General features: G+C 64.0%; 25 protein-coding genes. 22 read left to right on the top strand and 3 right to left on the bottom strand.

Translation table 11 applies throughout. The features are described 5' to 3' along the window. The first annotated feature begins 126 nt into the window (after positions 1–126). The 4 genes from MWN76_RS12770 (at position 127) to typA (ending at position 6,283) form a co-directional block, all read left to right on the top strand. Entirely contained in the window at positions 127–2,568 is a 2,442-nt protein-coding gene (locus MWN76_RS12770) for an Hsp70 family protein (protein WP_250461814.1), read from the top strand. After that, entirely contained in the window at positions 2,549–2,893 is a 345-nt protein-coding gene (locus MWN76_RS12765) for a hypothetical protein (RefSeq protein ID WP_250461813.1), read from the top strand. Before MWN76_RS12770 ends, MWN76_RS12765 begins: the two co-directional genes overlap by 20 nt. Then, entirely contained in the window at positions 2,893–4,269 is a 1,377-nt protein-coding gene (locus tag MWN76_RS12760) for a hypothetical protein (protein ID WP_250461812.1), read from the top strand. Before MWN76_RS12765 ends, MWN76_RS12760 begins: the two co-directional genes overlap by 1 nt. A 205-nt stretch (positions 4,270–4,474) precedes the next feature. Then, positions 4,475–6,283, top strand: coding sequence for a translational GTPase TypA (gene typA, locus MWN76_RS12755; protein ID WP_250461811.1), 1,809 nt, complete (start codon positions 4,475–4,477; stop codon positions 6,281–6,283). A 147-nt stretch (positions 6,284–6,430) separates the two neighbouring features. Here typA and MWN76_RS12750 read toward each other — a convergent pair whose 3' ends face one another. Next, the gene (locus MWN76_RS12750) at positions 6,431–6,838 is read right to left on the bottom strand and encodes a DUF2784 domain-containing protein (RefSeq protein WP_250461810.1); all 408 of its coding nucleotides are present in this window, start codon (positions 6,836–6,838) and stop codon (positions 6,431–6,433) included. A 232-nt stretch (positions 6,839–7,070) separates the two neighbouring features. On the opposite strand from MWN76_RS12750, the gene MWN76_RS12745 reads away from it, so the two are divergent. From MWN76_RS12745 to MWN76_RS12685, 13 genes are all read left to right on the top strand, one after another. After that, complete coding sequence (locus MWN76_RS12745; RefSeq protein WP_250461809.1) at positions 7,071–7,715, top strand: cytochrome c3 family protein; 645 nt, start codon at positions 7,071–7,073, stop codon at positions 7,713–7,715. Beyond that, complete coding sequence (locus MWN76_RS12740; RefSeq protein WP_250461808.1) at positions 7,703–10,678, top strand: 4Fe-4S dicluster domain-containing protein; 2,976 nt, start codon at positions 7,703–7,705, stop codon at positions 10,676–10,678. Before MWN76_RS12745 ends, MWN76_RS12740 begins: the two co-directional genes overlap by 13 nt. Positions 10,679–10,760: 82 nt before the next feature. After that, positions 10,761–12,125 (top strand): NrfD/PsrC family molybdoenzyme membrane anchor subunit, encoded by a 1,365-nt coding sequence (nrfD, locus tag MWN76_RS12735; RefSeq protein WP_250461807.1) that lies wholly within the window; start codon positions 10,761–10,763, stop codon positions 12,123–12,125. Then, a complete protein-coding gene (locus tag MWN76_RS12730) occupies positions 12,122–12,673 on the top strand; it encodes a DUF3341 domain-containing protein (protein ID WP_250461806.1) in 552 nt (183 codons plus the stop codon). Before nrfD ends, MWN76_RS12730 begins: the two co-directional genes overlap by 4 nt. A 206-nt stretch (positions 12,674–12,879) precedes the next feature. After that, positions 12,880–13,377, top strand: coding sequence for a c-type cytochrome (locus MWN76_RS12725; RefSeq protein WP_250461805.1), 498 nt, complete (start codon positions 12,880–12,882; stop codon positions 13,375–13,377). Further along, entirely contained in the window at positions 13,374–14,396 is a 1,023-nt protein-coding gene (locus MWN76_RS12720) for a hypothetical protein (RefSeq protein ID WP_250461804.1), read from the top strand. Before MWN76_RS12725 ends, MWN76_RS12720 begins: the two co-directional genes overlap by 4 nt. Then, on the top strand, positions 14,389–14,817 hold the full coding sequence (locus MWN76_RS12715) for a hypothetical protein (RefSeq protein ID WP_250461803.1): 429 nt from the start codon (positions 14,389–14,391) through the stop codon (positions 14,815–14,817). Before MWN76_RS12720 ends, MWN76_RS12715 begins: the two co-directional genes overlap by 8 nt. Then, the gene (locus tag MWN76_RS12710; protein WP_250461802.1) at positions 14,814–15,599 is read left to right on the top strand and encodes an SCO family protein; all 786 of its coding nucleotides are present in this window, start codon (positions 14,814–14,816) and stop codon (positions 15,597–15,599) included. Before MWN76_RS12715 ends, MWN76_RS12710 begins: the two co-directional genes overlap by 4 nt. Continuing rightward, positions 15,596–16,591 carry a cytochrome c oxidase subunit II gene (gene coxB / locus MWN76_RS12705; RefSeq protein WP_250461801.1) on the top strand — a complete coding sequence of 332 codons (996 nt, stop codon included), beginning with the start codon at positions 15,596–15,598 and terminating at the stop codon, positions 16,589–16,591. Before MWN76_RS12710 ends, coxB begins: the two co-directional genes overlap by 4 nt. Beyond that, a complete protein-coding gene (locus tag MWN76_RS12700; protein ID WP_250461800.1) occupies positions 16,588–18,204 on the top strand; it encodes a cytochrome c oxidase subunit I in 1,617 nt (538 codons plus the stop codon). The genes coxB and MWN76_RS12700 overlap by 4 nt, the downstream gene beginning before the upstream one ends. Further along, positions 18,191–18,880: a cytochrome c oxidase subunit 3 gene (locus MWN76_RS12695; RefSeq protein WP_250461799.1), complete on the top strand. Its 690-nt coding sequence runs from the start codon at positions 18,191–18,193 to the stop codon at positions 18,878–18,880. Before MWN76_RS12700 ends, MWN76_RS12695 begins: the two co-directional genes overlap by 14 nt. Positions 18,881–18,893: 13 nt before the next feature. Further along, positions 18,894–19,157, top strand: a complete 264-nt coding sequence (locus MWN76_RS12690) for a hypothetical protein (protein ID WP_250461798.1) — start codon at positions 18,894–18,896, stop codon at positions 19,155–19,157. Between the two features lie 96 nt (positions 19,158–19,253). Then, a complete protein-coding gene (locus MWN76_RS12685; protein ID WP_250461797.1) occupies positions 19,254–19,625 on the top strand; it encodes a DUF1428 domain-containing protein in 372 nt (123 codons plus the stop codon). Here MWN76_RS12685 and MWN76_RS12680 read toward each other — a convergent pair. Beyond that, positions 19,622–20,143 (bottom strand): macro domain-containing protein, encoded by a 522-nt coding sequence (locus MWN76_RS12680; protein ID WP_250461796.1) that lies wholly within the window; start codon positions 20,141–20,143, stop codon positions 19,622–19,624. The genes MWN76_RS12685 and MWN76_RS12680 overlap by 4 nt on opposite strands. A 216-nt stretch (positions 20,144–20,359) precedes the next feature. Here MWN76_RS12680 and MWN76_RS12675 point away from each other — a divergent pair, with 216 nt between their 5' ends. From MWN76_RS12675 to MWN76_RS12655, 5 genes are all read left to right on the top strand, one after another. Further along, positions 20,360–21,442: a GGDEF domain-containing protein gene (locus tag MWN76_RS12675; protein WP_250461795.1), complete on the top strand. Its 1,083-nt coding sequence runs from the start codon at positions 20,360–20,362 to the stop codon at positions 21,440–21,442. Positions 21,443–21,660: 218 nt separating this feature from the next. After that, on the top strand, positions 21,661–23,037 hold the full coding sequence (locus MWN76_RS12670) for a glycosyltransferase family 39 protein (RefSeq protein WP_250461794.1): 1,377 nt from the start codon (positions 21,661–21,663) through the stop codon (positions 23,035–23,037). Then, entirely contained in the window at positions 23,030–23,416 is a 387-nt protein-coding gene (locus tag MWN76_RS12665) for a GtrA family protein (RefSeq protein ID WP_250461793.1), read from the top strand. Before MWN76_RS12670 ends, MWN76_RS12665 begins: the two co-directional genes overlap by 8 nt. Beyond that, complete coding sequence (locus MWN76_RS12660) at positions 23,413–24,396, top strand: glycosyltransferase family 2 protein (RefSeq protein ID WP_250461792.1); 984 nt, start codon at positions 23,413–23,415, stop codon at positions 24,394–24,396. The genes MWN76_RS12665 and MWN76_RS12660 overlap by 4 nt, the downstream gene beginning before the upstream one ends. Before the next feature lie 85 nt (positions 24,397–24,481). Continuing rightward, positions 24,482–25,852, top strand: coding sequence for a Dol-P-Glc:Glc(2)Man(9)GlcNAc(2)-PP-Dol alpha-1,2-glucosyltransferase (locus MWN76_RS12655; protein WP_250461791.1), 1,371 nt, complete (start codon positions 24,482–24,484; stop codon positions 25,850–25,852). 24 nt (positions 25,853–25,876) lie between these two features. Here the strand turns inward: MWN76_RS12655 and MWN76_RS12650 are convergent, their stop codons facing one another. Continuing rightward, the gene (locus MWN76_RS12650; RefSeq protein ID WP_250461790.1) at positions 25,877–26,638 is read right to left on the bottom strand and encodes a VIT1/CCC1 transporter family protein; all 762 of its coding nucleotides are present in this window, start codon (positions 26,636–26,638) and stop codon (positions 25,877–25,879) included. Positions 26,639–26,809: the final 171 nt, after the last annotated feature.

The raw sequence follows: 26,809 nt of genomic DNA, 5'->3' as shown, positions 1-26,809 counted from the left end.
CGCTCCGCGGCCCTTTTTTCCATCTAGTACTTCCCCGATACCGGTGCCACAGCCGATCAGTTCTGGCACCGGAGGTGGACATTTCGCTAGAATCGTCGGTCACGAAAATGTTTCACAGGGGAAAGGATGACCAAGCTGTATCTGGGGATCGATCTCGGCACCACCAATTCCGCCGCGGCGGTTTTCGATGGCGAGCAGACCAACGTCATACTGAACAAACGCGGCCAGGAAAATACGCCCTCCATCGTGCGCATCGCCGGCGACAAGGTGATGGTCGGCGACCGCGCGCGCAAATTCCTCGACAGCGACGCGGCCAATACCCACCGCGAGTTCAAGCGTCTCATGGGCACCGACAAACTGACCGCGCCGGACGGTGCCGGCAAGCAGTGGTCGCCGGAACAGCTGTCGGCCGAAGTGCTCAAGGCACTGCTGGACGACACCGAGGCCGCCACCGGCAGACGCCCGTCCCGCGCCGTCATTACCGTGCCCGCCCTGTTCGAACTGCCGCAGAGCAAGGCCACCTCCGAGGCGGCGCAGATTGCCGGGCTGGAAAAAGCGGAACTGCTGCCCGAACCGGTGGCATCGGCGTTTTCCGCCGGCTGGTCGGAGGATTCAGTGGGCCAGTCGTGGCTGGTATTCGATCTCGGCGGCGGCACCTTCGATGCCTCGCTGGTGGAGGCGCGCGACGGCCTGCTGCGGGTGATCGGCCACGACGGCGACAACTTCCTCGGCGGCCGCGATATCGACCGGCTGCTGGTGGACTGGGTCGTGCGGCAACTGGAGACCAACCACCAGGTGCAGATCCCCGTCGACGACCCGGCCCACAAGTCGCTGGCCGCCAAACTGTACAGCGAAGCCGAGCAGGCCAAGATCCGCCTGTCCACGCAGCCGGCAACCACGGTGGAAATCGAACTGGAGCTGGACGGCGAGGATATCTTCGACGAACTGTCCCTCAGCCGCCGGGAACTGGAACTGCTGTGCGAGCCGGTGATCGACCGCGCGCTGGAGATCTGCCGCCGCCTGCTGGCCGAACACGGCCTGGACGAGGGCGGTCTCGATCGCACCGTGCTGGTCGGCGGCCCGGCCAATATGTCGATTATCCGCGACCGGGTGACCGAAGAGCTGGCGCCGCTCGCCGCCGCGGACCGGAACCCGATGACCCTGGTGGCCCAGGGCGCGGCCCTGTACGCCGCGTCGATCGATCTCGGCAGTGAAGATGAAGAAGAGCAGGCCGGCGACAATAGCGCCGCCGGCTGCAAATTCTGGCTGCAGTACCCGAACGTCTGCTCCGAGCTGGACCCCACCGTCATGGGGCGGCTGGTCAGCGCGGAGGGCGCGACACCGGCCGCGATTCAGTTTGTCCGCGACGGCTGGGAGGGCGAAAAGGTTGCCCTGAACCAGGAGGGCGCCTTCCTGACCACCGTCGGCATACAGCCGTCCAGGGCCACACAGTTCGAAGTGCGCTGCTTCGACGCCAGCGGCGGGCGGATTGACGCCTACCCGGAAACCGTTTCCATCATGCACGGGCTGACGCTGTCCGACCCGCCGCTGTCCCGCTCCATCGGCGTGGCGCTGGCCAACGGCTACGTAAAGACGTTCCTCGAGCGGGGCACACCGCTGCCGGCGCGGCGGACGTTTTCCCAGTCCACCATCGACACGCTGATGCCGGGCACCGGCGGCGAACTGAATATCCCCATTGTGCAGGGCGAGCGCGCCAAGGCCCGCTACTGCCGCCGCGTCGGCAATCTCGTGATCCGCGCCAGCGAACTGAAAAAGCCGCTGCACGCCGGCTCCGCGGTGGAGATTTCGCTGGAGGTGGACCGCGGCGGCAATATGGAGTCGCAGGCCACGGTGCCGGACCAGAAACTGCTGATCAAGGGCGTCGCCGAACTGGTGATTCCCAGTGCCGATCCACACGCGATGCGCGCCATGTGGCAATCCCTGCAACAGCGCGGCTCGATCCTGCAGCAGGATGCCTTCCGGGAACGCAACGAGAAGATGGTGCGCCAGTTGGAGCGCCAGCAGCAGCAACTGGGGGAAATCGGCGTGCAGCTGGCCGGCACCATGGAAGACGAGGACACCCGCCAGCGCCTGTACCGCAACCTGCTCGAGCTCGAGGCGGAAGTGGAAGAGCTGGAGCAGCGCGGGCAGGTCGAAGAACTGCGCGACCAGTGCGAGACCGAATACCTGAACGCGCAGTCCAGTGTCATGCAGTGGGGCAGTGAAACGGACAAGCAGCTGCTCGCCAACCTGGAACAGAAAATGGCCACCGCCATGGACAGGGGCCGGGTGACCGAACTGGAAAGGATCATCGAACAGATGGAGCGGATCAACGCCACCGCCTATCGCAAGAGCCCGGAGTTCTGGTCCGACCAGTTCCGCCACGCCGCATCCCGCCTGCACGAAGCGCGCGATATGAAGCGGGCCAGGCGGCTGGTGGAGCAGGGCGGCAACCTGCTGGAGGAAGGCAGGACCGGGGAATTGCGCGGCATCACGCAATCCCTGTGGGCACTACTGCCGGACAATGTCCGCGCCGCCGAGGACACCCATGGCTCCGGCATTTTCTGACAACCCGGCCCTGTCCGGCTGGCCGTTCTGGGTGCTGGAACTGACGCCTTCCGCGAGCCTGAACGAGGTGAATCGCGCGGCCCGCGAAATCGCCGGCAAGCTGGCCCTGCAGATGGACGGCGCCGGCGAATACCCCACGCCGGCCGGTGTCATGTCGCGCGATGAATTTCTCGTCCGCGAAGCGCAGGCGGTACTAATCGACCCGCAGCGCCGCCTGCTGGCCGAGTTCTGGTACCTGCCGCCGGCGGCGCCCGCCGAAGAAGATGACGAACACCGTGAAACCGCAACCGCCGACCAGTGGCGCCGCCACTTGGGAGTGGGCTGATGTTCGGCGCAATCGCAGTCATCGCCTGGCTGATCTTCTTCGCCATCAGGGCCAGCAACGGCAACCAGGGCGGGACAAAAAAAAGCACGACCTGGCCACGCATCACCGGCTTTTTCATCTGGGTCACCGCCATCGTCGCGCTGCTCGCGTCCATCCCCGCCGATGCCCCCGTCCGGGTGGCCGTGCTGGTCGCCGCACTGTTGCTGCTGTTCCCGTCGGTCTGGATACGGCTGCCGATCAGGGCCGGCTGGGTAGCGCCCAGCTATTACCTGAGCTTTCTCATCCTGCGGGTCAACGGCCACGCGCTCCGTGCCGGCGCGGCCTTCAATGCCTACCGCGCGCTGCTCCACAAGCGCGGTGCGCCGGAGGCGTTCCGCGAACAGACCGTGGGCCGGCTGCGCGACCGGATCATGCGGCACAAGGGCAAAATCAGCAGTGGCGACATGCTGCTCAGTATCCTGCTGGATACGGAGAAGGGCAGCCCCGGAGCCATGCGCAGACTGGAACGCATGGACCTGCTCAGGAAGGAACAGGTGCCGCTGCCCATGATCCGCTTCGCCTTTGCGCGGCTGATGGCCGATGCACTGGCCGACGGGGACTGGCAGCGGGTCGCGACCCTCAGCAACCGATGGCGCCGCAAATGGCGCCTGCCGCTGGCCTCGCTGATCGAGTGCTGTTACCACCGGCATATGCAAACCCGCCGGGTAAACCCGCTGGACTTTTTCCTCCTCAGGCTGCAGTGCGGCTGGCCCGGCTGGCTGTCGCAACTGCCGCTCGCGCGGGCGGAACAGGCATCGGCCCCGGACGACGGCGATCCCGCGGCGCTGAAGCTGAAACTGGTCCAGCGCGCACTGTCCGGAAAGCCGCTCGAACAGGACAGTGCCGCCGCCGGACAGCTGCTGCCGCCGCAACAGCTCGACGCCTGGAGCGCCCGTGCGCAGGCCCTGCACTGCCGCGAGCCGGCGGCGGCGGTCGCCGCTATCGAGCAGTCGCTGGCCGTGCTCTGCGGTGGAGACGCCGGGCCCGCGGATTCCGGGCGCGCCGACAACGAGCCGCTGACCCGGCTGCGCTATCACGCCCAGTCCATCCAGCGCCGCCAGGCCGGCGGCGACCTGCAGGCCGGCTCGATGGAGTTTCGGGAGTGGCTCCACTTCACTGCCGTCTACGAGCAGCTGGCCGACGACGACAACGACCGCTACGAGGCCTATTCGCTGGTGGAGGGCGTGGTCTGGAACTGGATGGCGGATCTGTGGAACATCAAGAAAGAGCGCCACCTGGCGTTTGTGATGTGCGGCTACATGAACCCCCACGCGCGGGAATTCGGCTCCGAGGCCAGCAAGGTTTACGAGCAGGTGCTGCGGGGCGATCTGGGATAACACCGCTCCCCGGTGCCGGTGACCGGACCGTCCGACCGCTGGTCGGCCGGCCGCGCGGTCACAGCGCCCGATTACCGCTCAACTTTTACCCAGTTTCTACTCGCAGTTGTCACGCTTGGCCACTATAATCGCCGCCTTTGGCCGGACCACCGCTGTAGTACAGCCCCGCCCGATACCATTTCACGTATTAGCCCAGAGGCCCTTTGTGATAGAGAAGTTGCGCAATATTGCGATCATCGCCCACGTCGACCACGGCAAGACCACCCTCGTAGACAAACTGCTGCAGCAGTCCGGCACCCTGGACCGCCGCGACGAGGGCGCCGAGCGGGTGATGGACTCCAACGACCAGGAGAAGGAGCGCGGCATCACCATCCTGGCCAAGAACACCGCCATCAACTGGCACGACTACCGCATCAATATCGTCGACACCCCCGGGCACGCCGACTTCGGCGGCGAGGTGGAGCGCGTCATGTCCATGGTGGACTCGGTGCTGCTGCTGGTGGACGCGGTGGACGGCCCCATGCCGCAGACCCGCTTCGTGACCCAGAAGGCGTTCGAGCAGGGCCTGAACCCGATCGTCGTGATCAACAAGATCGACCGCCCAGGCGCGCGCCCGGACTGGGTCATGGACCAGGTGTTCGACCTGTTCGACAGCCTCGGCGCCACCGACGAGCAGCTGGACTTCCCGGTGGTCTACGCCTCGGCCCTGAACGGCATCGCCGGTATCGACGACACCGATATGGCGGACGACATGACGCCGCTGTTCCAGATGATCGTCGACAAGGTGGAGCCGCCCAAGGTGGACGCCAGCGGTCCCTTCCAGATGCAGATCTCGGCGCTGGACTACAACAGCTACGTGGGCGTGATCGGCGTCGGCCGTATCAAGCGCGGCACCCTGAAATCCAACCAGCAACTGGTGGTGGTCGATCGCGAGGGCAACTCGCGCAAGGCCAAGGTGCTGCAGGTGATGGGCTACCTGGGCCTGGAGCGGATGGAAGTCGAGCAGGCCAGTGCCGGCGATATCGTCTGCATTACCGGCGTCGGCGAACTGAATATCTCCGACACACTGTGCGATCCGGAAAATCCGGAAGCATTGCCGCCGCTGACCGTGGACGAACCGACCGTCAGCATGACCTTCCAGGTGAACGACTCGCCGTTCGCCGGCCAGGACGGCAAGTTCGTGACCTCGCGCAATATCAAGGAGCGCCTGGAACAGGAGCTGATCCACAACGTGGCGCTGCGGGTGGAGCAGGGCGATTCTCCGGAAAAATTCAAGGTTTCCGGTCGCGGTGAACTGCATCTGTCCGTCCTGATCGAAACCATGCGCCGCGAAGGTTTCGAGCTGGGCGTATCCCGCCCGGAAGTGGTACAGAAGGAAGTCGATGGCGAAATCCACGAACCCTACGAAGAGGTGGTGGCCGACGTCGAGGATCAGCACCAGGGTTCGGTGATGGAAGAGCTGGGCCTGCGCAAGGCGGAGCTGAAGAATATGGAGCCGGACGGCAAGGGCCGCGTGCGGCTGACGTTTATCGTGCCGTCGCGCGGCATGATCGGCTTCCGCTCCCAGTTCCTGACCATGACCAGCGGCTCCGGCATCATGACCAGTATCTTCGACCACTACGGCCCGGTGAAAATGGGCGACGTGGGCAAGCGCGTCAACGGCGTCATGGTGTCCATGGTCAAGGGCAAGACCCTGGCCTACGCGCTCTACACGCTGCAGGACCGCGGCCGCCTGTTCCTGGGCCACGGCGAGGACATCTACGAGGGCCAGATCGTCGGCATCCACTCCCGCAACAACGACCTGGTGGTGAACCCGACCAAGGCCAAACAGCTGACCAACGTGCGCGCCGCCGGCACCGACGAGGCCCTGACCCTGACCCCGCCGATCCGCCACACGCTGGAACAGGCGCTGGAATTCATCGAGGACGACGAGCTGGTGGAGGTAACCCCGAACCACCTGCGCGTGCGCAAGAAAATCCTGCAGGAAAACATGCGCAAGCGCGCGAAGAAATAAACGCGCTGTCCGCCGCAATAACAACGGGCCCATCGGGCCCGTTTTTTATGGGTGCATCCATTGATTCGTCATCTCCCGGATTCCGCTGCGCTCCATCCGGGCTACACCTGTCGATCCGGAATCCCGAATTCTGAAACTGGACTAGCGTCAGCGGCCCCCAAACCGCCGCGGCCGCACCCAGAACCAGCTGACCACCACCAGCGCCCCGAATGCCGTATAGCCAGTCACGAATACCCACTCCGGCGCCCGGTAGTAGAGGATGCTTTCCAGCCAGTGGACAATAAAGGAGCCGGAATAAACCGTATCCCCGGCGCGCTCGCGCAGTGCCATTTCCCAGATCGTCAGCGGGCAGATCACACTGAACCAGGCCTGCAATACCACCACGCCGATGGCGAGCAGGTGCAGCAGCCGGAACCAGGGGTTGCGCACCCATCTCCAGGCACGCAGTTTGCCGATCGGGATCAGCACAAGACCAAAGACGACGAAAGCGACAAACAGTGTATGCGTCACCAGGATTGCATCTGCCGCCAATAGATAGAGTTGTCGGGTTTCCATTGATCCAGCCGGGGGAAGGGTTATGACTGTTTCTCCAGGTGACTGCAGCCCGCGATGGCCGGCGGGCAACTCCCGAAGCCTCCACCTTAATACGCTCGCCGCGCCGGGGAAATAATCGCCCGGACAAAAGTTCCCGCGCGGCGCCAGCGTACCGCGCATTCCCGGTAAATCCCTCCCAATACGCTAGTCTGCTAAAGAGCCCAGCGACCGCTCCCAGGCACCGAAGATATCCATGCCGCAGATATTCCACCCCAGAGTCAACGGCCTGACGCGCATACTGCTCGCCGCCGGTGGGGTGGCGATAGTGGCTTTTGCCTATGTCGCCTATTTTGTCGATCGCTCTCCGTACAGCACCGGCCAGGGGGTTATTCCGGAACAGCCGGTGCCATTCAGCCACGAGCACCATGTGGGCGGCCTCGGCATCGACTGCCGCTACTGCCACACCGGCGTGGACCGCTCGACGTTTGCCGGCATGCCGGATACGCACACCTGCATGAGCTGCCACTCGCAGCTGTGGACCAACGCGCAGATGCTGGCGCCGGTACGCGACAGCCTGGAGCAGGAGCGCCCGTTGCACTGGGTGCGCGTGCACGAACTGCCGGATTTTGTCTATTTTGATCATCGGGCGCACGTGACCAACGGTATCGGCTGCGAGTCCTGCCACGGGCGCGTGGACCGGATGCCGCTGATGCGGCAGGCGGCGTCGATGACCATGCAGTGGTGCCTGAACTGCCACCGCAATCCACAGGGGGCACTGCGCGCGCCGGGGCGGATCACGGCGATGGACGTTTCCGATACGCCCGATCCCCTCGCGCTGCTGCGCCAGTACCAGATTCACACCGACCGGATGACCGAGTGCGTGACATGCCACCGCTAAAACCCGGACAGGAAACGGAATTTCCCGCGCAGGCACTGGCCAGCCAACGCGGCGCCGGCTACTGGCACAGCCTGGTGGCGCTGGCCGCGCGGGCGGACAACCTGATCGGCAGCGACGGCGACCACTCGCCGCAGCGGCGCCGGATGCTCAAGCTGCTCGGCGCCAGCATGGCCCTGGCGGGGCTGCCCGCCTGCACCCGCGAGCCGCGCGACACCCTGGTGCCCTATGTCCGGCAGCCGGAAATGCTGGTGCCCGGCCGACCGCGCTACTACGCCAGCGCGGCCGTCGTCGCCGGCTACGCCCAGGGCGTGCTCGCGGAGAGCCACGAGGGGCGCCCGGTCAAACTGGAGGGCAACCCGGATCACCCGGCCAGCCGCGGCGCCTGCGACGCCATTTCCCAGGCGTCGGTATTGTCCCTCTACGATCCGGACCGCTCCGCCGCCGTGCGCCACCGCGGCGCCATCGCCAGCGGCGACGAACTGCTGCGCGCGCTCGGCGACAAGCGCCGCCAGTGGAACGCGACCCGCGGCCGCGGCCTGGCCTTTGTGACCGGCACCATTACCTCCCCCAGCCAGCGCGCGCGCATCGACGCGCTGCGCGAACGCTGGCCGGAAGCGCGCTGGTACCTGCACGAGCCGGTGGACCGCAGCGGTGTGTACTCCGGCAGTCGACTCCTGTTCGGGCGCCCGCTGGAGCCCCGTTACCATTTCGGGCAGGTGCAGGTGGCAGCGACACTGGACGCGGATTTCATGCAGGCGCAGCCGGGCTTCCTGCGCCATGCGCGGGACTTCACCGCGCGCCGCCGCCCGCGCGACAACAGCGGCGACCTGGCCCGCCTCTACGCGATCGAATCCACCCCCAGTGTCACCGGCGCCAACGCCGATCACCGCCGCGGATTGCCGTATGCGCAGATCGAGGACGCCGCGCGCCAGCTGGCCATCGCGACGGGTATCGCCGTCGCCGCGCCGCGGCAAAATCCGCTGCCCGGACACTGGGTCGATGCACTCGCCGCCGACCTGCGGCGCCACCCGCGCGCGGCACTCGTCGTTCCCGGCGACCAGCAACCGGCCGCGGTGCACGCACTGGCGCACGCGATCAACCGCAAACTAGACGCCTTCGATCACACCGTGGAATGGATGGAGCCGGTCGCCCTCGATCCCGCTGCCGGCTCGCTGGTGGAACTCACCCAAGCCGCCGCCAGCGGCGCGATCGACAGCCTGGTCATCGTCGACAGCAACCCGCTCTACAGCGCGCCGGCGGACCTGGATTTCGCCGAAATCTTCGCGAAAATTCCCTGGCGGCTGCACTGGGGCGAATACCTCGACGAGACGGCGCGCCTGTGCCACTGGCACGTGCCCGCCGCCCACGCACTGGAAAGCTGGGGCGACGCCCGCGCCTTCGACGGTAGCGCCGCACTGCTGCAACCGCTGATCCGGCCACTGCACGGCGGCGTGTCGGCACTTCAGTTGCTGCAGATGCTGGCGGAAGGCCGGCAGGGCGAGCCGCTGAAACTGCTGCGGGAGTTCTGGAAAACGCAGTACGGCGGCGACGATTTCGAACACTTCTGGCGCCGCAGCCTGCGCGACGGCCTGGTGCCGGACAGCACCGCCAAAGCCGCCAGCGCGGAACCGGCGGCCGACTGGGCGCAGAAACTGCCCGCGCCCGCGGCGGAACCGGACGAGGCGCTCACGCTGCAGTTCCGCCCGGACCCGGCACTGTGGGACGGCCGCCACGCCAACAACGGCTGGCTGCAGGAAATGCCTCGCCCACTGACGACGCAGACCTGGGACAACGCGCTGCTGATCAGCCCGCAACTCGCCGCCGAAAGAAAACTGCGCGACGGCAGCCTGGTCAAGGTGACCAGCGGCGGCCGCACCCTGGCCGTACCGCTGCTGACGCTGCCGGGCCAGCCGCAACGCGCGCTGACCCTCTATCTCGGCTACGGCCGTACCGCCGCCGGGCGGGTCGGCGACGATATCGGCGTCAGCGCCTACCGGCTGCGCTCCAGCCGCAACCCCTGGGCCGTACCGGCCACCATCGAGCCTACCGGCGCCGAACAGACACTGGCGCTGACCCAGGTCCACCACAGTATCGAGGGGCGCGACATGATCCGCACGGCGGATCTCCACAGCTATCGGCAAAACCCACATTTCGCCCAACACCCCGCGCCGGAACTGTCGCTCTATCCCGAGCCGGAACCGCTGCCGCAGGGCGACGATCGCCACGCCTGGGGCATGGTCGTCGACCTGTCCGCCTGCATCGGCTGCAACGCCTGTGTCACCGCCTGCCAGGCGGAAAACAATATCCCGGTGGTGGGCGCCGGCGAAGTGGCCCGCGGCCACGATATGCACTGGCTGCGGGTGGACCGCTACTTTCCCGATCCGCCGGTCTCCCCACAGCCGCGCACCACCTTCCAGCCGGTGCCCTGCATGCACTGCGAAAATGCGCCGTGCGAATACGTGTGCCCGGTGGGCGCCACCATGCACTCCGGCGACGGCCTCAACCAGATGATCTACCAGCGCTGCGTCGGCACCCGCTACTGCTCGCAGAACTGCCCCTACAAAGTGCGCCGTTTCAACTGGTTCGACTACACCGGCAGCGGCGCCGCACACCCGGCACTGCCGCCACTGCAGAACCCGGACGTGACCGTGCGCGCCCGCGGTGTGATGGAGAAATGCACCTACTGCGTACAGCGCATCGTCGCCGCGCGCCGCGAGGCGGAGACCGAAGGCCGGCCGATCCGCGACGGCGAACTGCAAACCGCCTGCCAGCAGTCCTGCCCCACGCAGGCGATCCTGTTCGGCGATCTCGCAGATAGCGACAGCAGGGTCAACGCGCTGCGGGCGAGCCCGCTGAACTATGCCATGCTGGAAGATCGCAATACCCGGCCGCGGACCACCTACCTGGCCGCGGTACACAACCCCAACCCCGGATTAAAAGAGGCGGAACTCGACGACGAATGAACCAGACGTAGGCGTAGGGTGCGCCGAGCGCACCAGAAATTGAAACGGTGCGCGCGGCGCACCCTACAACCCCAAAAGGGACATGTCGCAAAACACGACGGAAAAACTGCTGCCGGAGGAGCTGACCCACGGCAACATGACCGAGCGCATCGCCGGGCTGGTGCTGGCGCCGCGTGCGCGCACGCGCTGGCGGCTGGCGTTCGCGGTGGCGGGCGCGCTGGCACTGCTGTTCGCGTTCTGTCTCGCAATGGTTTTCAGCAACGGCGTCGGCCTGTTCGGCATCAACATTCCCGTCGCCTGGGGCTTTCCCATCGTCAACACCATCTGGTGGATCGGCATCGCCCACGCCGGCACACTGATCTCCGCCGTGCTGCTGCTGACGCGCCAGCCGTGGCGCGCACCGGTAGCGCGGCTGGCGGAGGCGATGGCGATGTTCGCGATCGTCTGCGCCGGCATCTACGCCATCGCCCATCTGGGGCGCCCGCAACTGATGCACTTCCTGCTGCCCTACCCGAACACCCAGGACCTGTGGCCGCAGTGGCGCAGTCCGCTGGTGTGGGATTTCTTCGCCATCGCCACCTATTTCGTTTTCACCCTCGGCTTCCTGTTTTTCAGCCTGCTGCCGGACTTCGCCACGCTGCGCGACCGCGCCCGGTCGCGCTCGCTGCAGATTTTCTACGGCCTGCTGGCGCTGGGCTGGCGCAACTCGGCGCTGCACTGGGCGCGCTACGAACAGGTCAACGGCGTATTGGCGGCGGTGGCGGCGCCGATCGTGGTCTCGGTAACGGGTATCATTTCCCTGGACCTGGCGGTGTCCATCGTGCCGGGTTTCCATTTCACGATTTTTCCACCGTATTTCGTCGCCGGCGCACTCTTTTCCGGCTTCGCCACCGTCGCGCTGCTGGCGGTGATCACCCGTGCCATGTTCGGCCTGCGCGACCTGATCACCCGCCGCCACCTGGACTATCTGGGGCGCATGATGCTGCTGTTCGCGCTGGTCGTGAACTACTCCTATATCCAGGAGATATTCACCGCCTGGTACTCCGGCGATCTCTACCAGCGCGCGGTTTATATCGACCGCTGGACCGGCCCCTACGCGCCCGCCTGGTGGAGCATGTTCGTGTGCAATGTACTGCTGGTGCAGCTGCTGTGGTTCAGGGCCGTGCGCCGCTCACCGGCCGCCATTTTTGCGCTGGCGATCACCAGCAATATCGGCATGTGGCTGGAGCGCTACCAGATTCTGTTTACCAGCGTGCACGCAAGCTTTATTCCCGCCACCTGGGGCACGGCGTTGCCGACTGCCTGGGACGCGCTGCTGGCACTCGGCTCCCTGGGGGTTTTTGCATTTTTCCTGCTCGCCTTTGTGCGGCTGGCGCCGGTGATCTCGATGCACGATATGCGCAGCGCCATCCACCGGCGACAGCAGCAGCGGGAGCGGGCGGAATGAGTGAAATGAAAGGCGCGGCCAATGGGCACTACGGACTGATTGCCCGCTTCGACGACGGCGAGGCACTGCTGGCCGCCGCGCGCCGGGTGCGCAAAAGCGGCCACCGCCGGCTGGAAGCGCACGCGCCCTTCCCGCTGCCGGGGCTGGCGGAGGCGATGGGTTTCAGTGAGGGCGGCGGCGCTCTTTCAATCGCGCGTATCGCACTGCTGGTGGGCGCCATCGCCGCCGGTATCGCCTTCCTGCTGCAGTGGTACACGGCGGTGATCGACTACCCGATCGTCGTCGGCGGCAAGCCGCTGAACAGCTGGCCGGCCTTTCTGCCGATCACCTTCAAGGTCGGCATCTTCAATTCGGTCATGGCCGCCGCCATCACCATGCTGGTCAAAAACCGCCTGCCGCATTTTTATCATCCGGTGTTCAACGAGGACGACTTTGCCGCAGCCTCGGCGAACGGTTTTTTTCTCAGCCTGCGCGGCGGTGACGGGGAAAAACTGGAGGCACTGTTGCGGGACTGCGGCGCGCGCTATGTGCGGGAGCTGACATTGTGAATTGGCTTCGCATATTTTTGCGCACTGCAGAAAATAGTACCGACAGGATGCGCCGTGCGCGCTTCGAACCGACAATGAGCCCCCTGTGGGAGCCAGCCTTGCTGGCGATGCGACGATCCCGGTGGCTTCTCGTCTTTCGCCTGCAAGGCAGGCTCCTACGGTGTGCTGTTCTGGCAAACTGCCTGCTCACCGCCTGCGGCAACGATATGCGCGACCAGCCGCGCTACGATCCGCTGGCGCCGGCGCCCGGCTGGCCCAACAACCAGTCGGCGCTGACGCCGGTGGCGGGCACCGTCGCCCGCGACGAACCGCTGGGCCCGGTGCCGGATGTTTTGCCGCAGCCGCTGACCCGCGCACTGCTCGAGCGCGGCGGCGAGCGCTACGACATCTTCTGCAGCCCCTGCCACGGCGGCAGCGGCCGCGGCGACGGCATGGTGGTACAGCGCGGCTTTCCGGCGCCGCCATCGCTGCACAGCGCGCGCCTGCGGGAAATTCCGCTGCGCCATTTCTACGATGTGATCGAAAACGGCTTTGGCAGGATGGTCGCCTACGGCGCGCGGGTACCGGACGGCGACCGCTGGGCAATCGCCGCCTATATCCGCGCACTGCAGCTCTCGCAACACGCCGGTCTCGGCGACCTGCCGCCAAAACAGCGCGAAACGCTGCAGAAAGCCCCGAAGCGGGAACCGGAGGCCACGCCGTGAACCCGCGCGCCCTGCCACTGGTCAGAATCGCCGCGCTGGGCCTCGGCGGTCTGGTCGCGGGCCTGGCCGGCGGTATCCTGGCGCCGGGCTGGCTGGCGGCGGCGCTGGCCTGGGGTTCGCTGCCGCTGGGCGCAACGGCGATCCTGATGGTGCACCGGCTCACCGGCGGCCGCTGGGGCGAGGCGGGCGGGGCCCAGTGGCTGGCACTGGCGGCGATCCTGCCACTGTTCGCCGCGGCCATGCTGCCACTGCTGGCCGGCATGCACGCCCTGTTCGCCTGGACCCAGCCGGCGGAGACACTGCCGCAGCTGGTGCGCAACAAACTCGCCTACCTGAATATCCCGTTTTTCATCCTGCGCACGCTGGCCTTTTTCGCACTGTGGCTGTGGCTGGCGCGCGCGCCCGGCCGCATGCCCGCGCGGGGCCTGCTGCTGTGGCTGCTGGCGCTGACCTTTTTCTCGTTCGACTGGCTGATGTCGCTGGAACCGGAATTCTACTCCGACGTCTACGGCCTGATGCTCGCCGCCGAGACAACGGCCGCCGCGTTCGCCTGGGCACTGCTGCTCGGCGCGCAGCGGATGGCGCCGGACGCGCGCCGCGATATTGCCAACCTGTGGCTGGGCGTGCTGTTGGGCTGGGCATTTTTCGCCTTTTCCCAATACATCGTGATCTGGTCGGCCAACCTGCCCGACGAGATCGGCTGGTATATCCATCGCGGCCAGGGCCTGTGGCGTGCCGTGAGCGTCATCTCGTTCGCGCTCTTCTTCCTGCTGCCGTTTGCGGTGCTGCTGTCCGGCAGGGCCAAGGGCAGTGCGCGCTGGCTGGAGCGCGCCGCGGCCAGCTGCCTGGCCGGGCACACGCTGCAGATCGGCTGGCTGGTGCTGCCGCCGTTTGACGACAACGGTTTCCACTCGCTGCTGTTGCTGGCGCTGCTGACAGGGCTGTTCGGCGCGGTGCTTTTCGCCGGTCGCCGGCGGGAATCCCCCGCCGGGACCGGCGGGGAGGTGCCCCATGGCTGAACGGCGCGGCCACGAACCCGACCTGGCCCGCGTGCGGCCCATCGCCCGCACGCTGCTGCTGACACCGGTACTGGTACTCGCCAGCGGCTGGCTGCTGTGGCACGCCTACCAACTCTGGCGGCCGCAGCCGTCGCCGCCGCTCTTTCCACCGGAGCCGCCGGCGGCGGGCCGGCCACACCTGCAGACAGACCCGCGCGCGGACATGCGCGCATACCACGAACGCGTACAGCGGCACCTGCACAGCGCCGGCTGGGTGGACCGGGAGGCGGGCGTGGTGCACATACCGATCGGGCGCGCCATGGACCTGCTGGTCGAGCGCGGCCTGCCCGGACAGGACGCAGAACAGACCAGTGAAAAAGCACCGGAAAATGACAGGGAGAAAAACGAAAAGCGGGAACCCGCCGCGGAGGAAACGCCGTGAACCGATTCCTGTCGCCATTGTTTCTCTTGCTCGCGCTGTCGCCGGTGCAGGCCCGGCCGCTGTACAGCGAACAGGGACCGCAGCAGGCAGTCCTCGACAGCGTGCGCTTCGACCAGAAGATCGGTGCGGTGCTGCCGCCGGACACGCCGTTTCGCAACGCGCGCGGCGAGCGGGTGGAGCTGACCGCGCTCGCCGGCGAGCGACCGCTGGTGTTGCTGCTGGTCTGGTACGACTGCCCGCACCTGTGCCCGACCCTGCTGGAACAACTGGCAAAAGCCGCCGCTGCACTGCCGTTTGACCCGGGCGATTACAGCGTCGCCCTGGTCGGTATAGACCCGCGCGCTACACCGACCGATGCGGCCGACCTGGCGCGGCGCCTGCGCGAACGCCACGGCCGCACCGTCGACGGCTGGGCTGTACTGACCGGCACAGAGAAAAACATCGGCACACTCGCCGACAGGATCGGGTTCCACTACACCTACGATGCCCGCCGCGACAGCTACGCACACCCGGCGGGGCTGGTGGTGGTCGCGCCGGGCGGCACCGTCAGCCACTACCTGTTGCGCATCGAGAGCCGGGATCTGCGCCTGGCGCTGCTGGAGGCCGGACGCGGAAAACTGGGCAGCCCCGTGGACCAGCTGTTACTGCGCTGCTATCAATTCGATCCGCAGGGCGGCCGCTACAACCTGGCCGTGATGCGCCTGCTGCAGGGCGCCGGCGCCGTGTCGGTCGTCGCGCTGGCGGCGATGCTGGTCGGGCTGCGGCGGCGGGAGCGCCCATGAGCAGCGAAGCGCCGCAGACGCCGGCGATCGAGGATCCGCAGATCGGCCTGAAGCTGATTCCCGAACAGGCCTCCGAATATGCGCAACAGGTGGATTTCCTCTACTACGCGCTGCTGGGGATTTCCGGCCTGCTGATGGGCATACTCGCCGCGCTGGTGGTGGTGTTCGCCGTGCGCTACCGCCGCAGCCTGCGGCGCGAGCGCGGCGAACTGATTGCCGAGCGCAGCGGGCGGCGCCTGGAAATCGGTTTTGCGCTGCTGCTGTGCCTGTCGTTTATCGGGCTCTTCTACTGGGGCAGCCAGCTCTATCTCCACCTCTACAGTGCGACCGATGCGGACGTCACCATCGATGCGGTGGGCAAGCAGTGGATGTGGAAGTTCCAGCACCCGGACGGCACCCGCGAAATCAACACCCTGCACCTGCCGGTGGGCGAAACGGTGGCGCTGCGCATCACCTCGCAGGATGTGATCCACAGCCTGTCGCTGCCGGCGTTCCGGCTCAAGCGGGACGCGGTGCCCGGCATGTACACGCGCGCGCAGTTCACCCCCACCCGCGCCGGCACCTACCGGCTGTTCTGCGCCGAATACTGTGGCACCGACCACGCGCGCATGCGCGGCAAGGTGGTGGTGCTGGAGCGCGCCGACTACCAGCAGTGGCTGGCCGGCAAGGTGGATGTCCCGGACCGCGCCGAGGCCGGCGCGCAGCTGTTCCAGAGCCTCGGCTGCGGCGCCTGCCACAAGGCCGACGGCAGCGGGCTGGCGCCGGCACTGCAGGGCGTTTTCGGCAGCCGGGTCAAGCTCGCCGACGGCAGTGAAGTGGTGGCCGACGAAGCCTATATCCGCGATTCCATCGTCGAACCGCAGGCGCAGCTGGTGGCCGGCTACCAGCCGGTCATGCCGAGTTTTTCCGGGCAGGTTTCCGAGGAGGAAATCCTGCAGCTGATTTCCTACATTCAATCACTTGGGCAGTCACGCGAGGCCGATGAACAATGACCAGCGTTGTCTATTCGGAAAACGAGGACCGCCACGCGACGCCGGAGGACTACCTCAGCGGTGGCTGGAGTATCCGCTCCTGGCTGCTGACGGTGGACCACAAACGCATCGCCTGGCTGTACGCGGTTTCCATCACACTGTTTTTCTTTTTCGGCAGCGCCGCCGCGCTGCTGATGCGCCTGGAACTGATCACACCGGCCGGTGACCTGCTGAGTCCGGAGAGCTACAACCGGCTCTTCTCGCTGCACGGTATCGTCATGGTGTGGTTTTTCCTGATTCCATCGATACCGGCCACGCTGGGCAATTTCCTGTTGCCGATGATGGTGGGCGCGCGGGACATGGCCTTCCCCAAACTGAACCTGCTGTCCTGGTATGTCTACACCCTGGGCGGCATCTTTACCATCGCCGCGGTGATCGCCGGCGGCGTGGATACCGGCTGGACTTTCTATACGCCCTACTCGACGCTGTTTTCCAATTCCGCGGTGCTGGCGGCGGCGGTGGGGGTTTTTATCGTCGGTTTTTCTTCGATTCTCACCGGGCTCAATTTTGTCGTCACCACCCATACCATGCGCGCGCCGGGCATGACCTGGGGGCGGCTGCCGCTGTTCGTCTGGGCCAATTACGCCACCGCGCTGATCATGGTGCTGGCCACACCGGTGCTGACCGTGACGCTGCTGCTGATCGGCCTGGAGCGCACCCTGGGTATCGGCATTTTCGATCCCGCCCTGGGCGGCGACCCGCTGCTGTTCCAGCACCTGTTCTGGTTCTATTCGCACCCGGCGGTGTACATCATGATCCTGCCGGCGATGGGCGTGGTGTCGGAAATCATCGCCTGCTTCTCACGCAACCCGATCTTCGGCTACACCGGCATGGTGCTGTCGATCATGGCGATCGCGCTGTTCGGTTTTATTGTCTGGGGGCACCATATGTTCGTGTCCGGGCAGAGCCTGTATGCGGGTATCCTGTTTTCGTTTTTCACTTTCCTGGTGGCGGTGCCGTCGGCGATCAAGACGCTGAACTGGACCGCGACCCTGTTCCGCGGCCGAATCAGTTTTGATGCGCCGATGATCTATGCCCTGTCGTTCCTGGAGCTGTTTACCGTCGGCGGCCTGACCGGCATCTTCCTGGCCGCGCTGGCGCTGGACGTGCACCTGCACGATACCTATTTCGTCACCGCGCACTTTCACTACATCATGGTCGGCGGCGCCGTGACCGCCTATATGGGCGGGCTGCATTTCTGGTGGCCGAAACTCACCGGGCGCATGTATTCCCGCGGCTGGGCGACCACCGCCGCGCTGGCACTGTTGATCGGCCTCAACCTCACCTTCTACCCGCAGTTCCTGCTCGGCTATGCCGGCATGCCGCGGCGCTATCACTCCTACCCGGACGATTTCTCGATACTGCAAGTGCTGTCGACACTGGGGGCCGGGGTGCTGGCGCTGGGCTACCTGCTGCCGCTGATCTACCTGTCCTGGTCCCTGCGCCGCGGCGAGAAGGCCGGGCCCAATCCGTGGGACGCGCAGGGGCTCGAGTGGCAGACGCCGTCGCCGCCACCGGTGCACAACTTCCGCGAGACACCGGAAGTGAACGAGGGTCCCTATGCCTACAAGTAACAGCGGGCGCTCGGGCGAGTCGCGGCCCGAGGTGCAGTTCGACGATATGGAGCAGCAGCGCCACGCGGGCCTGCTGGGCATGTGGGTCTTCCTGCTCACCGAACTGCTGCTGTTCGGCGCCATTTTTGCCAGCTTCGCGATACTGCGGGTGCGTCACGGTGCCGTATTCGCCGAGGCCGCGGGGCACCTGGACCTGTCGCTGGCGGCGGTCAATACCGCGCTGCTGCTGAGCAGCGGCCTGACCATGGCACTGGCGGAACTGTCGGCGGGTGCGCGCCTGCGCCGCGCCACCATCGGCTGGCTGCAGGCGACCATGGCGCTGGGCGCGCTGTTCCTGGCGATCAAGGGCTTCGAATGGTACAGCGAGTTCCGCCACCAGCTGATGCCGGTGCTGGGCCTGCCGTTTCACTACTCCAGCGCGCTGGCGGCTCCCGGCGAACAGCCGGTGGCGGCCGTGGCAGAGCTGTTTTTCAACCTCTATTTTATCGCCACCGGGCTGCATGCGGTGCATATGCTGGTGGGGCTGGGAATCCTGGCGGTGATGCTGGCCCTCGCGCGGCGCTGGCGCCGGCCGGACCGCATCGACCGGCAGCTGCGCATCGCCGGTCTCTACTGGGCGTTTATCGACGTGGTGTGGATATTCATTTTCACCTGCTTCTACCTGTTGCGGGCCTGAGAGGTGTCGTGAAATGACCAATCGCACTGCCGTACTCTGCTGGCTGGGGCTGTTGGCACTGCTCGCCGTGACCCTGCTGGCCGGCGCACTGGACAGCAGCGCGTTGCGCTACTCGCTCCACTTTCTGTGCGCGGCAGCCATGGCCGCGCTGGTGATGCTGGTATTCATGCGCCTGTATACCTCCAGCCCGTTGCTACGCCTGGTCGCCGTGGGCGGGGTAATGTGGATCGCGCTGCTGATCCTGCTGACGCTGGCGGATACATTGACGCGCAGCTAGTGGACCATGCGGAAAGTTCGCGAACAGCACACTAGTCGAATCCCCTCCCGCCTGAACGACCAGTTAACGATGATCCACTGACCGAGGAACTCTTCCATGTCCTATATCGACGGCTTTGTATTGGCAGTACCCACAGAAAACAGACAGCGATTTATCGAACACGCCGAAAAGGCCGACGGTGTGTTTATGGAACTGGGCGCCCTGCGCGTCGTCGAGTGCTGGGGCGACGACGTACCAAGGGGCAAGGTCAACGATTTCTACGGCGCCGTCCAGGCCGGTGACGACGAGACGGTCGTGTTTGCCTGGATCGAATGGCCGGACAAGGCGACCCGCGACGCGGCCATGGGCAGGATGGAGGAACTGATGCAGACCGACCCGCGCATGAACCCGGAACAGAACCCGATGCCGTTCGACGGCATGCGGCTAATCTATGGCGGTTTCAGCCCGGTGGTGGAACTGGGCGGTTAGCCATCACCAAAGAAGCGCCGCTGCACCCGCCGCCACTCCGCCAGCGCCGCCGGCGTGTGCAGGCAGACCGTCAGCCTGTCGAAATCCTCCCCCTGTGCATGCAGCACCTCCAGTGCCTGGTGCGCGGCGATGGAGTGGGGGAAACGGTTGGTGCCGGCGCCCAGTGCCGGGAACAGCAGGCTCCTGATTTTCTTCTCACGTGCCAGCGCCAGCGCGGCCTGGTAGCAGTTCCGCAACTGCGCCAGCGCCGCGGCCCCCCACTGGTCACCGCTGCTCCACTGGGGCGTTACCGTGTGCAGCAGGTACTGCACCGGCAGCCCGTAGGCGCGGGTGACCCTGGCCTCGCCCACGGCACATTCCGGTTGCTGTTCGCAGGCGGCGGCCAGCGCCTCCCCACCACGATCGAATATCTGCGCCGACAGGCCGCGTCCGCGGATCAGGTGCTTGTGCGCCGGGCACACCAGCGCTGTGGCGCGCAATGTCAGGATATTTCCGCTTGTCAGCTCTACTTTTGCCACGGTTTCGCATTTTGTGAAATTGCCTGCAGACACTTTAGACGAATAGCAGCGCGACACTTTGGCGGCGGGTGGAATCACCATATACTTGGCGCCCTGTCCCGAATACCGCGCGGGGGAATCCACGGCGGTGCGGGACGGTCCAAGGGTTAAAAGAAGAACCGCCGCCCGCGGCCGGGGCCGAACGCAGGCATCGGTCCGCACGATACAGGGAACCCCATGAATTCAGGGTATAACAACAACAGCCTGAGCTTCCGCAGCCCGCTGGAGGAAGCGCGGCAACTGGAGCTGCGCCGCCGTATCCAGGCCTCCGGCTACATGTTGATCTTTTCCATGGCCATCACCGGCGCCATGGGCTCCATCGCCCTCACCGGCGGCGACCTGCTGCGTTCCGGCACCCTGTTCGGCGTGGCCGCACTGATCCTGGCCGCCTATGTCGCCATCAACCTGGTGGGCCAGAGCAAGGCCACGCCACTGCTGGTGGGCGCGCTGTTGCTGGTGCTCTATTTCTACCTCCTGTTGTCCGGCGGCGTGAACAACACCGGGCTGATGTGGGCGGTGATGCTGGTTCCCGGGTTTATCAACCTCTACGGCTACAAGGGAGGAGTCGCCGCGCTGGCGGTGATCGGCGGCGCCACTGCGCTGGTGCTCTTCTACCCGGATTTCCCCGGTCTCACGGCCCAGTACGACACCGCCTACCGCGCCCGTTTCCTGGCCGTTTTCGGCGCACTCACGGCGTTGACGGCGCTGCTCGACAACAGCCGCCACCAGACACAGCAGCTGCTGCACCGCCTGACCCGGGAGCTCGAGAACCGCGCCAGCACCGACGCCCTGACCGGGCTCGCCAACCGCCGCGAGGCCTATCGCGCCATCAACGAAATGGAACGCCGCAACCGCCACCTGGCCGGGCGCTATACAGTGCTGATCGGCGACCTGGACAACTTCAAGACCATCAACGACACCTATGGCCACGCCTTCGGCGACCGCGTGCTGCAGGATGTGGCCGAGGTACTGCGCGACAACACCCGCGCCGACGATATCGTGGCCCGCTGGGGCGGCGAGGAATTCCTGATACTGCTGCCGAACACCGACCTGCACGGCGGCGGCGTGCTGGCGGAAAAGCTGCGCGAGCGCGTCGAGGCGCTCAGCCGCAAATACAATCCGCCGGTGGAGATCTCCATCAGCTTCGGCGTCGCCGAGGGCGACCCGGCCAGCGCCACCCACGGCCAATTGCTGGCGGAGGCCGACGCGCGCATGTACCGCGCCAAAGACGGCGGCCGCAACCAGGTGGTGGCGGTCTGATATCCGGGGCTCGCCAGCAAGCTGCGCCGCGCCCACCGGCCGCCCACTGGCACCGGCAGTGCACATCGCCTGTCGCCTATAGCGGCTGACTGCCACCTGCTCCGCCGTCGTACCCAGTTCACAAAGCCCATAATTGACGCCTTATCCAACCTCTCGCCAGGCGCCCCGCGGTTAAAATAACTGCCAGCCCGCAACAATAAGAAACGGGGCAATGCCCAATGCACAATCCGCTTCCGCAATCCTCCGCCACGGCACAGGGCCGCTCTCTGTCGTTTCTTGCCGGGCGCCTGCCGCGCTTCGAACTGCGGCTCAGCCGGCGTACATGTCTCTACGCCGGACTCTACCTGCTGGTTTTTCTCGGCGCCTGGCTGCGTATTGACCAGATACTGCAATTCAATCCCGTGGACCATATCTGGAGCGATCCGCAGCGACACTGGGAACAGGGCACAGAGCCCCTGCGCAACGACCCCATGGCGCTGACCGACCCGGTGCTCTACCAGATCTATATCGGCGTATTGGGCAAGCTCACTTTCAAGGACCCCCTGCTGGTGGCTTTCTACACCGCATTGCTATCGCTTTTCACACCCTGGATCTGGTACCGCTTCCTGCGCGAATTGCAGCCGAGCAAAGCCGTGGCCCTGGCCGGCTGGGCGGCGCTGGCGCTGCTGCCGTCCTGGGTCGCCATCTATTCCTATTTCATGCAGGAGACACTGCTACTGCCACTACTCGGCGCCGCCCTCTATGCCAGCTGGCGCTGTCGGCGCAAACAGACATTGCGCAGTTTCCTGCTGATGGCATTTCTGTGGGCATTGGCCGGATTGACACGCGGTATCGCCATCCCCCTGGCCGCCGTTACCTGCTGCTGGCTGTGGCTGGAGCAGGGCGACAAACTGCGCAAGGCCGGCTATTCCGCTGTACTGCTGGCTCTGTTGCTGGGGCCTCTCACGGTGCGCAGCTACCAGCAGCTGCACATCTTTGCCCCCTACGGCAACGGCAAGCTCGTATCTCTCTACACCCGTTCGGGCAAGCAGAAAATCAATATCAATTACGAGCGCGAGGGCGCCAAGTGGGGCTACTGGTTCGCCTCCCCCGCCACCGGCGAGCACCCACTGGAGCCGCTGTCCGACTGGACCACCGCGCGGCACGGCAGCGTGAAGGTGGACATCGACCTGGATCGCGGCGGCGAGGACTGGCGCAAAGCCATGGAGGAAAACCCGATGTCTTTCTCCAAATATCTGTGGATTACCAGGGAAAACCTGGTCTACCTCTTCTTCGGCGCCTCCTGGCCCGACAATAACCGGGCGTATCCCCTGCACAGGGTGAATATCCAGATGCGCTGGCTGTGGGCGCCCTTGACCCTGCTGCTGATCGGCGCGACCGCCGTTTACTGGCGGCGGCTGCGCGGCAAATGGTTGTTACCGGTACTGCTGACCACCTGGATCCTGGTGCAGGGACTGCTGCCAATTGCCGTCAATGAGGGCCGCTATCGCAAACCGGGCGAAGGCTTGTTGTTGGCACAGGCAGTACTGCTGTTGGGCACTTTTGTCGGCAGCCGGCGGCGGACCGAGTACAACGGAAGCCGGGACGATGATTGAGTGGCTGCTGCAGCAACGGTTTGTGCGCTTCGCTGCCGTGGGTGCGGCGGCAACGTTGATGCAGTTTTTCCTGCTGGCATCGTTCGTGGAGTTGCTGTCGTTCAATAAAGTACTGGCTTCATCGGCGTCGTTCTCCCTCTCCGCCGGAGTCAATTACTGGCTCAATTATCACTTCACCTTTGCCAGCCAGGCGAGTCACCGGCAAACCCTGCCCAAATTTGTACTGGTGGCACTGGTAGGCCTTGCGGTCAATACCGGTTCCTTTGCGCTGTTCGTGGTCTTCCTCCATTACTTACCGGCGCAGTGTATCGCCACCGGTATTACCCTGTTGAGCAATTTCACCCTGCACCAGTACTGGATCTACCGGAGTGACAAATGAAGCTTTCCTTGGTCGTCCCCGTCTACAACGAAGAGGATTCCATCCAGCTTTTCTACAGCTCGGTGAGAAATGCGGCCAGCCTGTCGGAACACACGGTAGAAATCGTTCTCGTCGATGACGGCAGTACCGACAGTACGCTACCGATTGCGGCATCGATTGCCGACAGGGATCCACTGGTCGTGCTTCTCAGCCTCTCCAGGAATTTCGGCAAGGAGGCCGCGCTTTTTGCAGGTATCGACCACGCCTCCGGCGATGCCATTATTCCCATGGACGTGGACCTGCAGGATCCGATAGAGGTCATACCGCAACTGGTGGAAAAATGGCTGGATGGTGCAGACGTAGTTCTGGCAAAACGCACAGACCGCAGCAGCGACGGTTACCTTAAACGGCGCAGCGCCGACTTTTTCTACAGGATCAACAATCTTGTTTCAGAGACAAAAATTGAATCGAATGTCGGCGATTTCAGGCTGATGTCACGGCAGGTGGTCGACGCCATCAGGCAATTGCCGGAACGCAAGCTGTTCATGAAGGGCATCCTCAGCTGGGTCGGCTACAAGACTGAAATCGTCGAGTACACGCGCGCGGAACGGGCGGCCGGAACCACAAAATTCAACGGCTGGAAGCTCTGGAATCTCGCGCTGGAAGGCATCACTTCGTTCAGCACCGTCCCGCTGAGAATATGGAGCTATATCGGCCTGTTTATCGCCTTTATGTCACTCGCTTATGCGTTGTGGATGGTGATCGATAAACTGCTCTGGGGAAATCCTGTGCCCGGCTACCCGTCACTGATTACCGCCATCCTTTTCCTGGGTGGCGTACAGCTAATTGGTATCGGTGTGATCGGCGAGTATATCGGGAGAATCTATATGGAAACCAAAGCCCGGCCCAGATATCTCGTCAGGAATTCTGTCAACTATCAACCCAAAAAACCTGTAGAACAACGACAGGAAAAAAGAGAGTCAATTTCCACTGCCGGTTAGTAAGATACAAGCGGTGCGGCAGTAATAAATTAACCAAGATACTGACAACTTCAATAATCCAACCCCAACCCGCCAAGATACCGCGATGAATAACAATACACTGCTCGAAGAGGGAGTAACCGAAACCTATCCAGCCCCGCTTGTTCGGTCTGACCGAAAAAACATACAATGGCGAAACGTCGTCCCGGATTTCATTAATTCGCTAAAAAAACATTGGTCCGGGATCGATATTCAGAACTGGCGGGACCCGGCAGTATTACTCTCAGTCGTTCTGCTAAGCGCCATTGCAGCCTTCTCTACCCTGCCTGCAGGCGCGCTGTCCGATGAAGGTTTTCATTGGCACCAGCTCCTGCAATATTTCTCCGGTCGCTTCGACACCGTCAGCTCACTGACCATGTTCCCGGGTTTTCATCGCACAGTGTATGGCCTGTCGGGGCTCTTTTCATTTACGGAAATTGCCGAGGTTCGTTACGCCTGTTTCTTGCTCTCCATACCGGCGCTGCTGTTTTTCTTCCTGACAAGCAGGCATTATCACGGAAATAGCAGTTATCCATTAAGCCTTCAACTGCTATTGTGCCCAATTATTTTCCCGTTCTTTTTCCTGCTTTATACTGACATCCCATCACTTGCCATGACAATGACTTCGTTATGGTTAGTGACGCGGCGCAACTATCAGCTTGCTGCACTCGTCATGGGTGCATCCCTGCTGTTCCGCCAGACAAATATTATCTGGCTCGTGATGATATGGGCGATGTCCCTGACCAACATGGGATTTTTCAATTTACTTTTTGTAAACTTCCCAGGTTTTCTGCGAAAAATTTCATATTTCTTGCGTAGAAGCTGGCTATTCGCTGTATTTTGCGCTCTGTTCTCCGCATTTATCTATCTCAACGGCGGAGTGGCAATAGGTGATGCTGGCAACCACAAACTCGGCCTCTACCCGACTCAGATTTTCCTGCTGCTCTTTGTCATTTTCTTTTTATTCCTTCCACTTCATATCACCAATTTCAGAAAAATTCTCAGCCGTTTGAAAAATGAACCCCTATTGCCACTTTTCAGTGTTCTGCTTTTCGCGCTTTACATATTGACTTTCGACGCTAGCCACGGCTACAACTCACCTCATATGGATTTCTTCCTGAGGAATAACCTTCTTGAATTTATAAGAACCAGTTTTCTCACCAAATTGCTCGCCTTTATTCCTGCGCTCATCGCACTACTCAGCCTGATGGTAACGCCGCTCAAGCGAGGCAGTCACTACTGGATATACCCTTTCATGGCGCTTTCCCTGCTGCCAATAGGCTTGATCGAGCAGCGTTATTTTATTGTTCCTATAGTACTGTTCATGCTGTTCCGAAAGCCGATCAGCCAAAAACTGGAATATCTCCAGGCCACGCTGTACGTACCGGTTACCGTCTATATTTTTGAAGGCATCGCAAAGTATCAATTTTTCCTGTGAAAAACGCACAACGAGCTCAAACCCTCAAGTGACTCCGATACCGAAAAGCCTGGGTAGCAGGTAACCGGTCAGGAAAGCCAGCGCTGCCGCAGTGCCGCCGAACAGTAGCGTTTTGAACCCCGAACGCAGTGTCGGCTGACCGTAGACCAGGCTTTTCAGCATACCGATAACAAAAAACATCAGTGCCGCAAGCAGTGCACTGGCGGCAAAGCGAAGCGGCATCGACAGTTGTGGGAACAGGAACGGCAACAGCGGCACTGCACCTACGGCGACAAACGCGGCGAAGGTTGCCAGTGCCGATGCGGCGGGCCGGTGGCGGGTGCGGCTGAGGCCGTACTCCTCGGAGAGCATCGTCTCGATCCACAGCGCGCGATTGGCAGTGATGGTGGCGACGATTTTCTCCAGCGTATCGCCACTGAACCCCTTGGCGGCAAAGATCTGTCGCACCTCCTCGCGTTCGCCCTCGGGAACCAGGTGGATATGGCGCTCTTCGGTACGCCGCGCCGCCTCCAGGTGTTCCCGTTGTGCCGCCACCGCCTCGAAATTGCTTACCGCCATACTGAAACCGTCCGCGAGCAGGTTGGCGAAACCCAGCACCAGTACCACCGCTGCTGAGAAGCCGGCACCGAAAGCACCGGAGACGATCGCGAAGGTGGTGATACAGCCGTCTATACCACCCAATACCAGGTCGGATACGCGCGTTGATTGCGGTGATCTCTGCAGGCGCCGGGCGATATTTTCCGGGCGGTGCTCGGCGTGAAGTGCCTCCTGCTCCGTTTTCTTCATGACGATTTTCTTGCGCGAGGTTTCCCGCAGTTTAGCCGTAATTTGCTGAGTTCACGTCCGGGTATCTGTATTCGCGAGTGCTTCCACTTTTACGGTGTAGCGAGAACACCTGGGCCTCAAAATCTACAGCCCCGGATTACGGCGCTGCGCGCCTGCATCCGGGCTACGCGC

Origin of the sequence: Microbulbifer litoralis (genome assembly GCF_023634065.1) — a bacterium.
Classification (GTDB): Bacteria; Pseudomonadota; Gammaproteobacteria; order Pseudomonadales; family Cellvibrionaceae; genus Microbulbifer; species Microbulbifer litoralis.
The sequence above is the reverse complement of the archived record's forward strand: the minus strand, read 5'-3'. Positions and strand labels throughout refer to the sequence as shown.

Excerpts from the sequence above, each read along its gene's own strand:
- MWN76_RS12715 (WP_250461803.1), top strand. The coding sequence starts at position 14,389 with ATGGCTGAACGGCGCGGCCACGAACCCGACCTGGCCCGCGTGCGGCCC.
- MWN76_RS12700 (WP_250461800.1), top strand. The coding sequence starts at position 16,588 with ATGACCAGCGTTGTCTATTCGGAAAACGAGGACCGCCACGCGACGCCG.
- MWN76_RS12655 (WP_250461791.1), top strand. The coding sequence starts at position 24,482 with ATGAATAACAATACACTGCTCGAAGAGGGAGTAACCGAAACCTATCCA.
- MWN76_RS12765 (WP_250461813.1), top strand. The coding sequence starts at position 2,549 with ATGGCTCCGGCATTTTCTGACAACCCGGCCCTGTCCGGCTGGCCGTTC.
- nrfD (WP_250461807.1), top strand. The coding sequence starts at position 10,761 with ATGTCGCAAAACACGACGGAAAAACTGCTGCCGGAGGAGCTGACCCAC.
- MWN76_RS12665 (WP_250461793.1), top strand. The coding sequence starts at position 23,030 with ATGATTGAGTGGCTGCTGCAGCAACGGTTTGTGCGCTTCGCTGCCGTG.
- MWN76_RS12670 (WP_250461794.1), top strand. The coding sequence starts at position 21,661 with ATGCACAATCCGCTTCCGCAATCCTCCGCCACGGCACAGGGCCGCTCT.
- MWN76_RS12750 (WP_250461810.1), bottom strand. The coding sequence starts at position 6,838 with ATGGAAACCCGACAACTCTATCTATTGGCGGCAGATGCAATCCTGGTG.
- MWN76_RS12685 (WP_250461797.1), top strand. The coding sequence starts at position 19,254 with ATGTCCTATATCGACGGCTTTGTATTGGCAGTACCCACAGAAAACAGA.
- MWN76_RS12695 (WP_250461799.1), top strand. The coding sequence starts at position 18,191 with ATGCCTACAAGTAACAGCGGGCGCTCGGGCGAGTCGCGGCCCGAGGTG.
- MWN76_RS12660 (WP_250461792.1), top strand. The coding sequence starts at position 23,413 with ATGAAGCTTTCCTTGGTCGTCCCCGTCTACAACGAAGAGGATTCCATC.
- MWN76_RS12745 (WP_250461809.1), top strand. The coding sequence starts at position 7,071 with ATGCCGCAGATATTCCACCCCAGAGTCAACGGCCTGACGCGCATACTG.
- MWN76_RS12740 (WP_250461808.1), top strand. The coding sequence starts at position 7,703 with ATGCCACCGCTAAAACCCGGACAGGAAACGGAATTTCCCGCGCAGGCA.
- MWN76_RS12725 (WP_250461805.1), top strand. The coding sequence starts at position 12,880 with ATGCGCGACCAGCCGCGCTACGATCCGCTGGCGCCGGCGCCCGGCTGG.
- MWN76_RS12770 (WP_250461814.1), top strand. The coding sequence starts at position 127 with ATGACCAAGCTGTATCTGGGGATCGATCTCGGCACCACCAATTCCGCC.
- coxB (WP_250461801.1), top strand. The coding sequence starts at position 15,596 with ATGAGCAGCGAAGCGCCGCAGACGCCGGCGATCGAGGATCCGCAGATC.
- MWN76_RS12760 (WP_250461812.1), top strand. The coding sequence starts at position 2,893 with ATGTTCGGCGCAATCGCAGTCATCGCCTGGCTGATCTTCTTCGCCATC.
- MWN76_RS12690 (WP_250461798.1), top strand. The coding sequence starts at position 18,894 with ATGACCAATCGCACTGCCGTACTCTGCTGGCTGGGGCTGTTGGCACTG.
- MWN76_RS12730 (WP_250461806.1), top strand. The coding sequence starts at position 12,122 with ATGAGTGAAATGAAAGGCGCGGCCAATGGGCACTACGGACTGATTGCC.
- MWN76_RS12675 (WP_250461795.1), top strand. The coding sequence starts at position 20,360 with ATGAATTCAGGGTATAACAACAACAGCCTGAGCTTCCGCAGCCCGCTG.
- MWN76_RS12650 (WP_250461790.1), bottom strand. The coding sequence starts at position 26,638 with ATGAAGAAAACGGAGCAGGAGGCACTTCACGCCGAGCACCGCCCGGAA.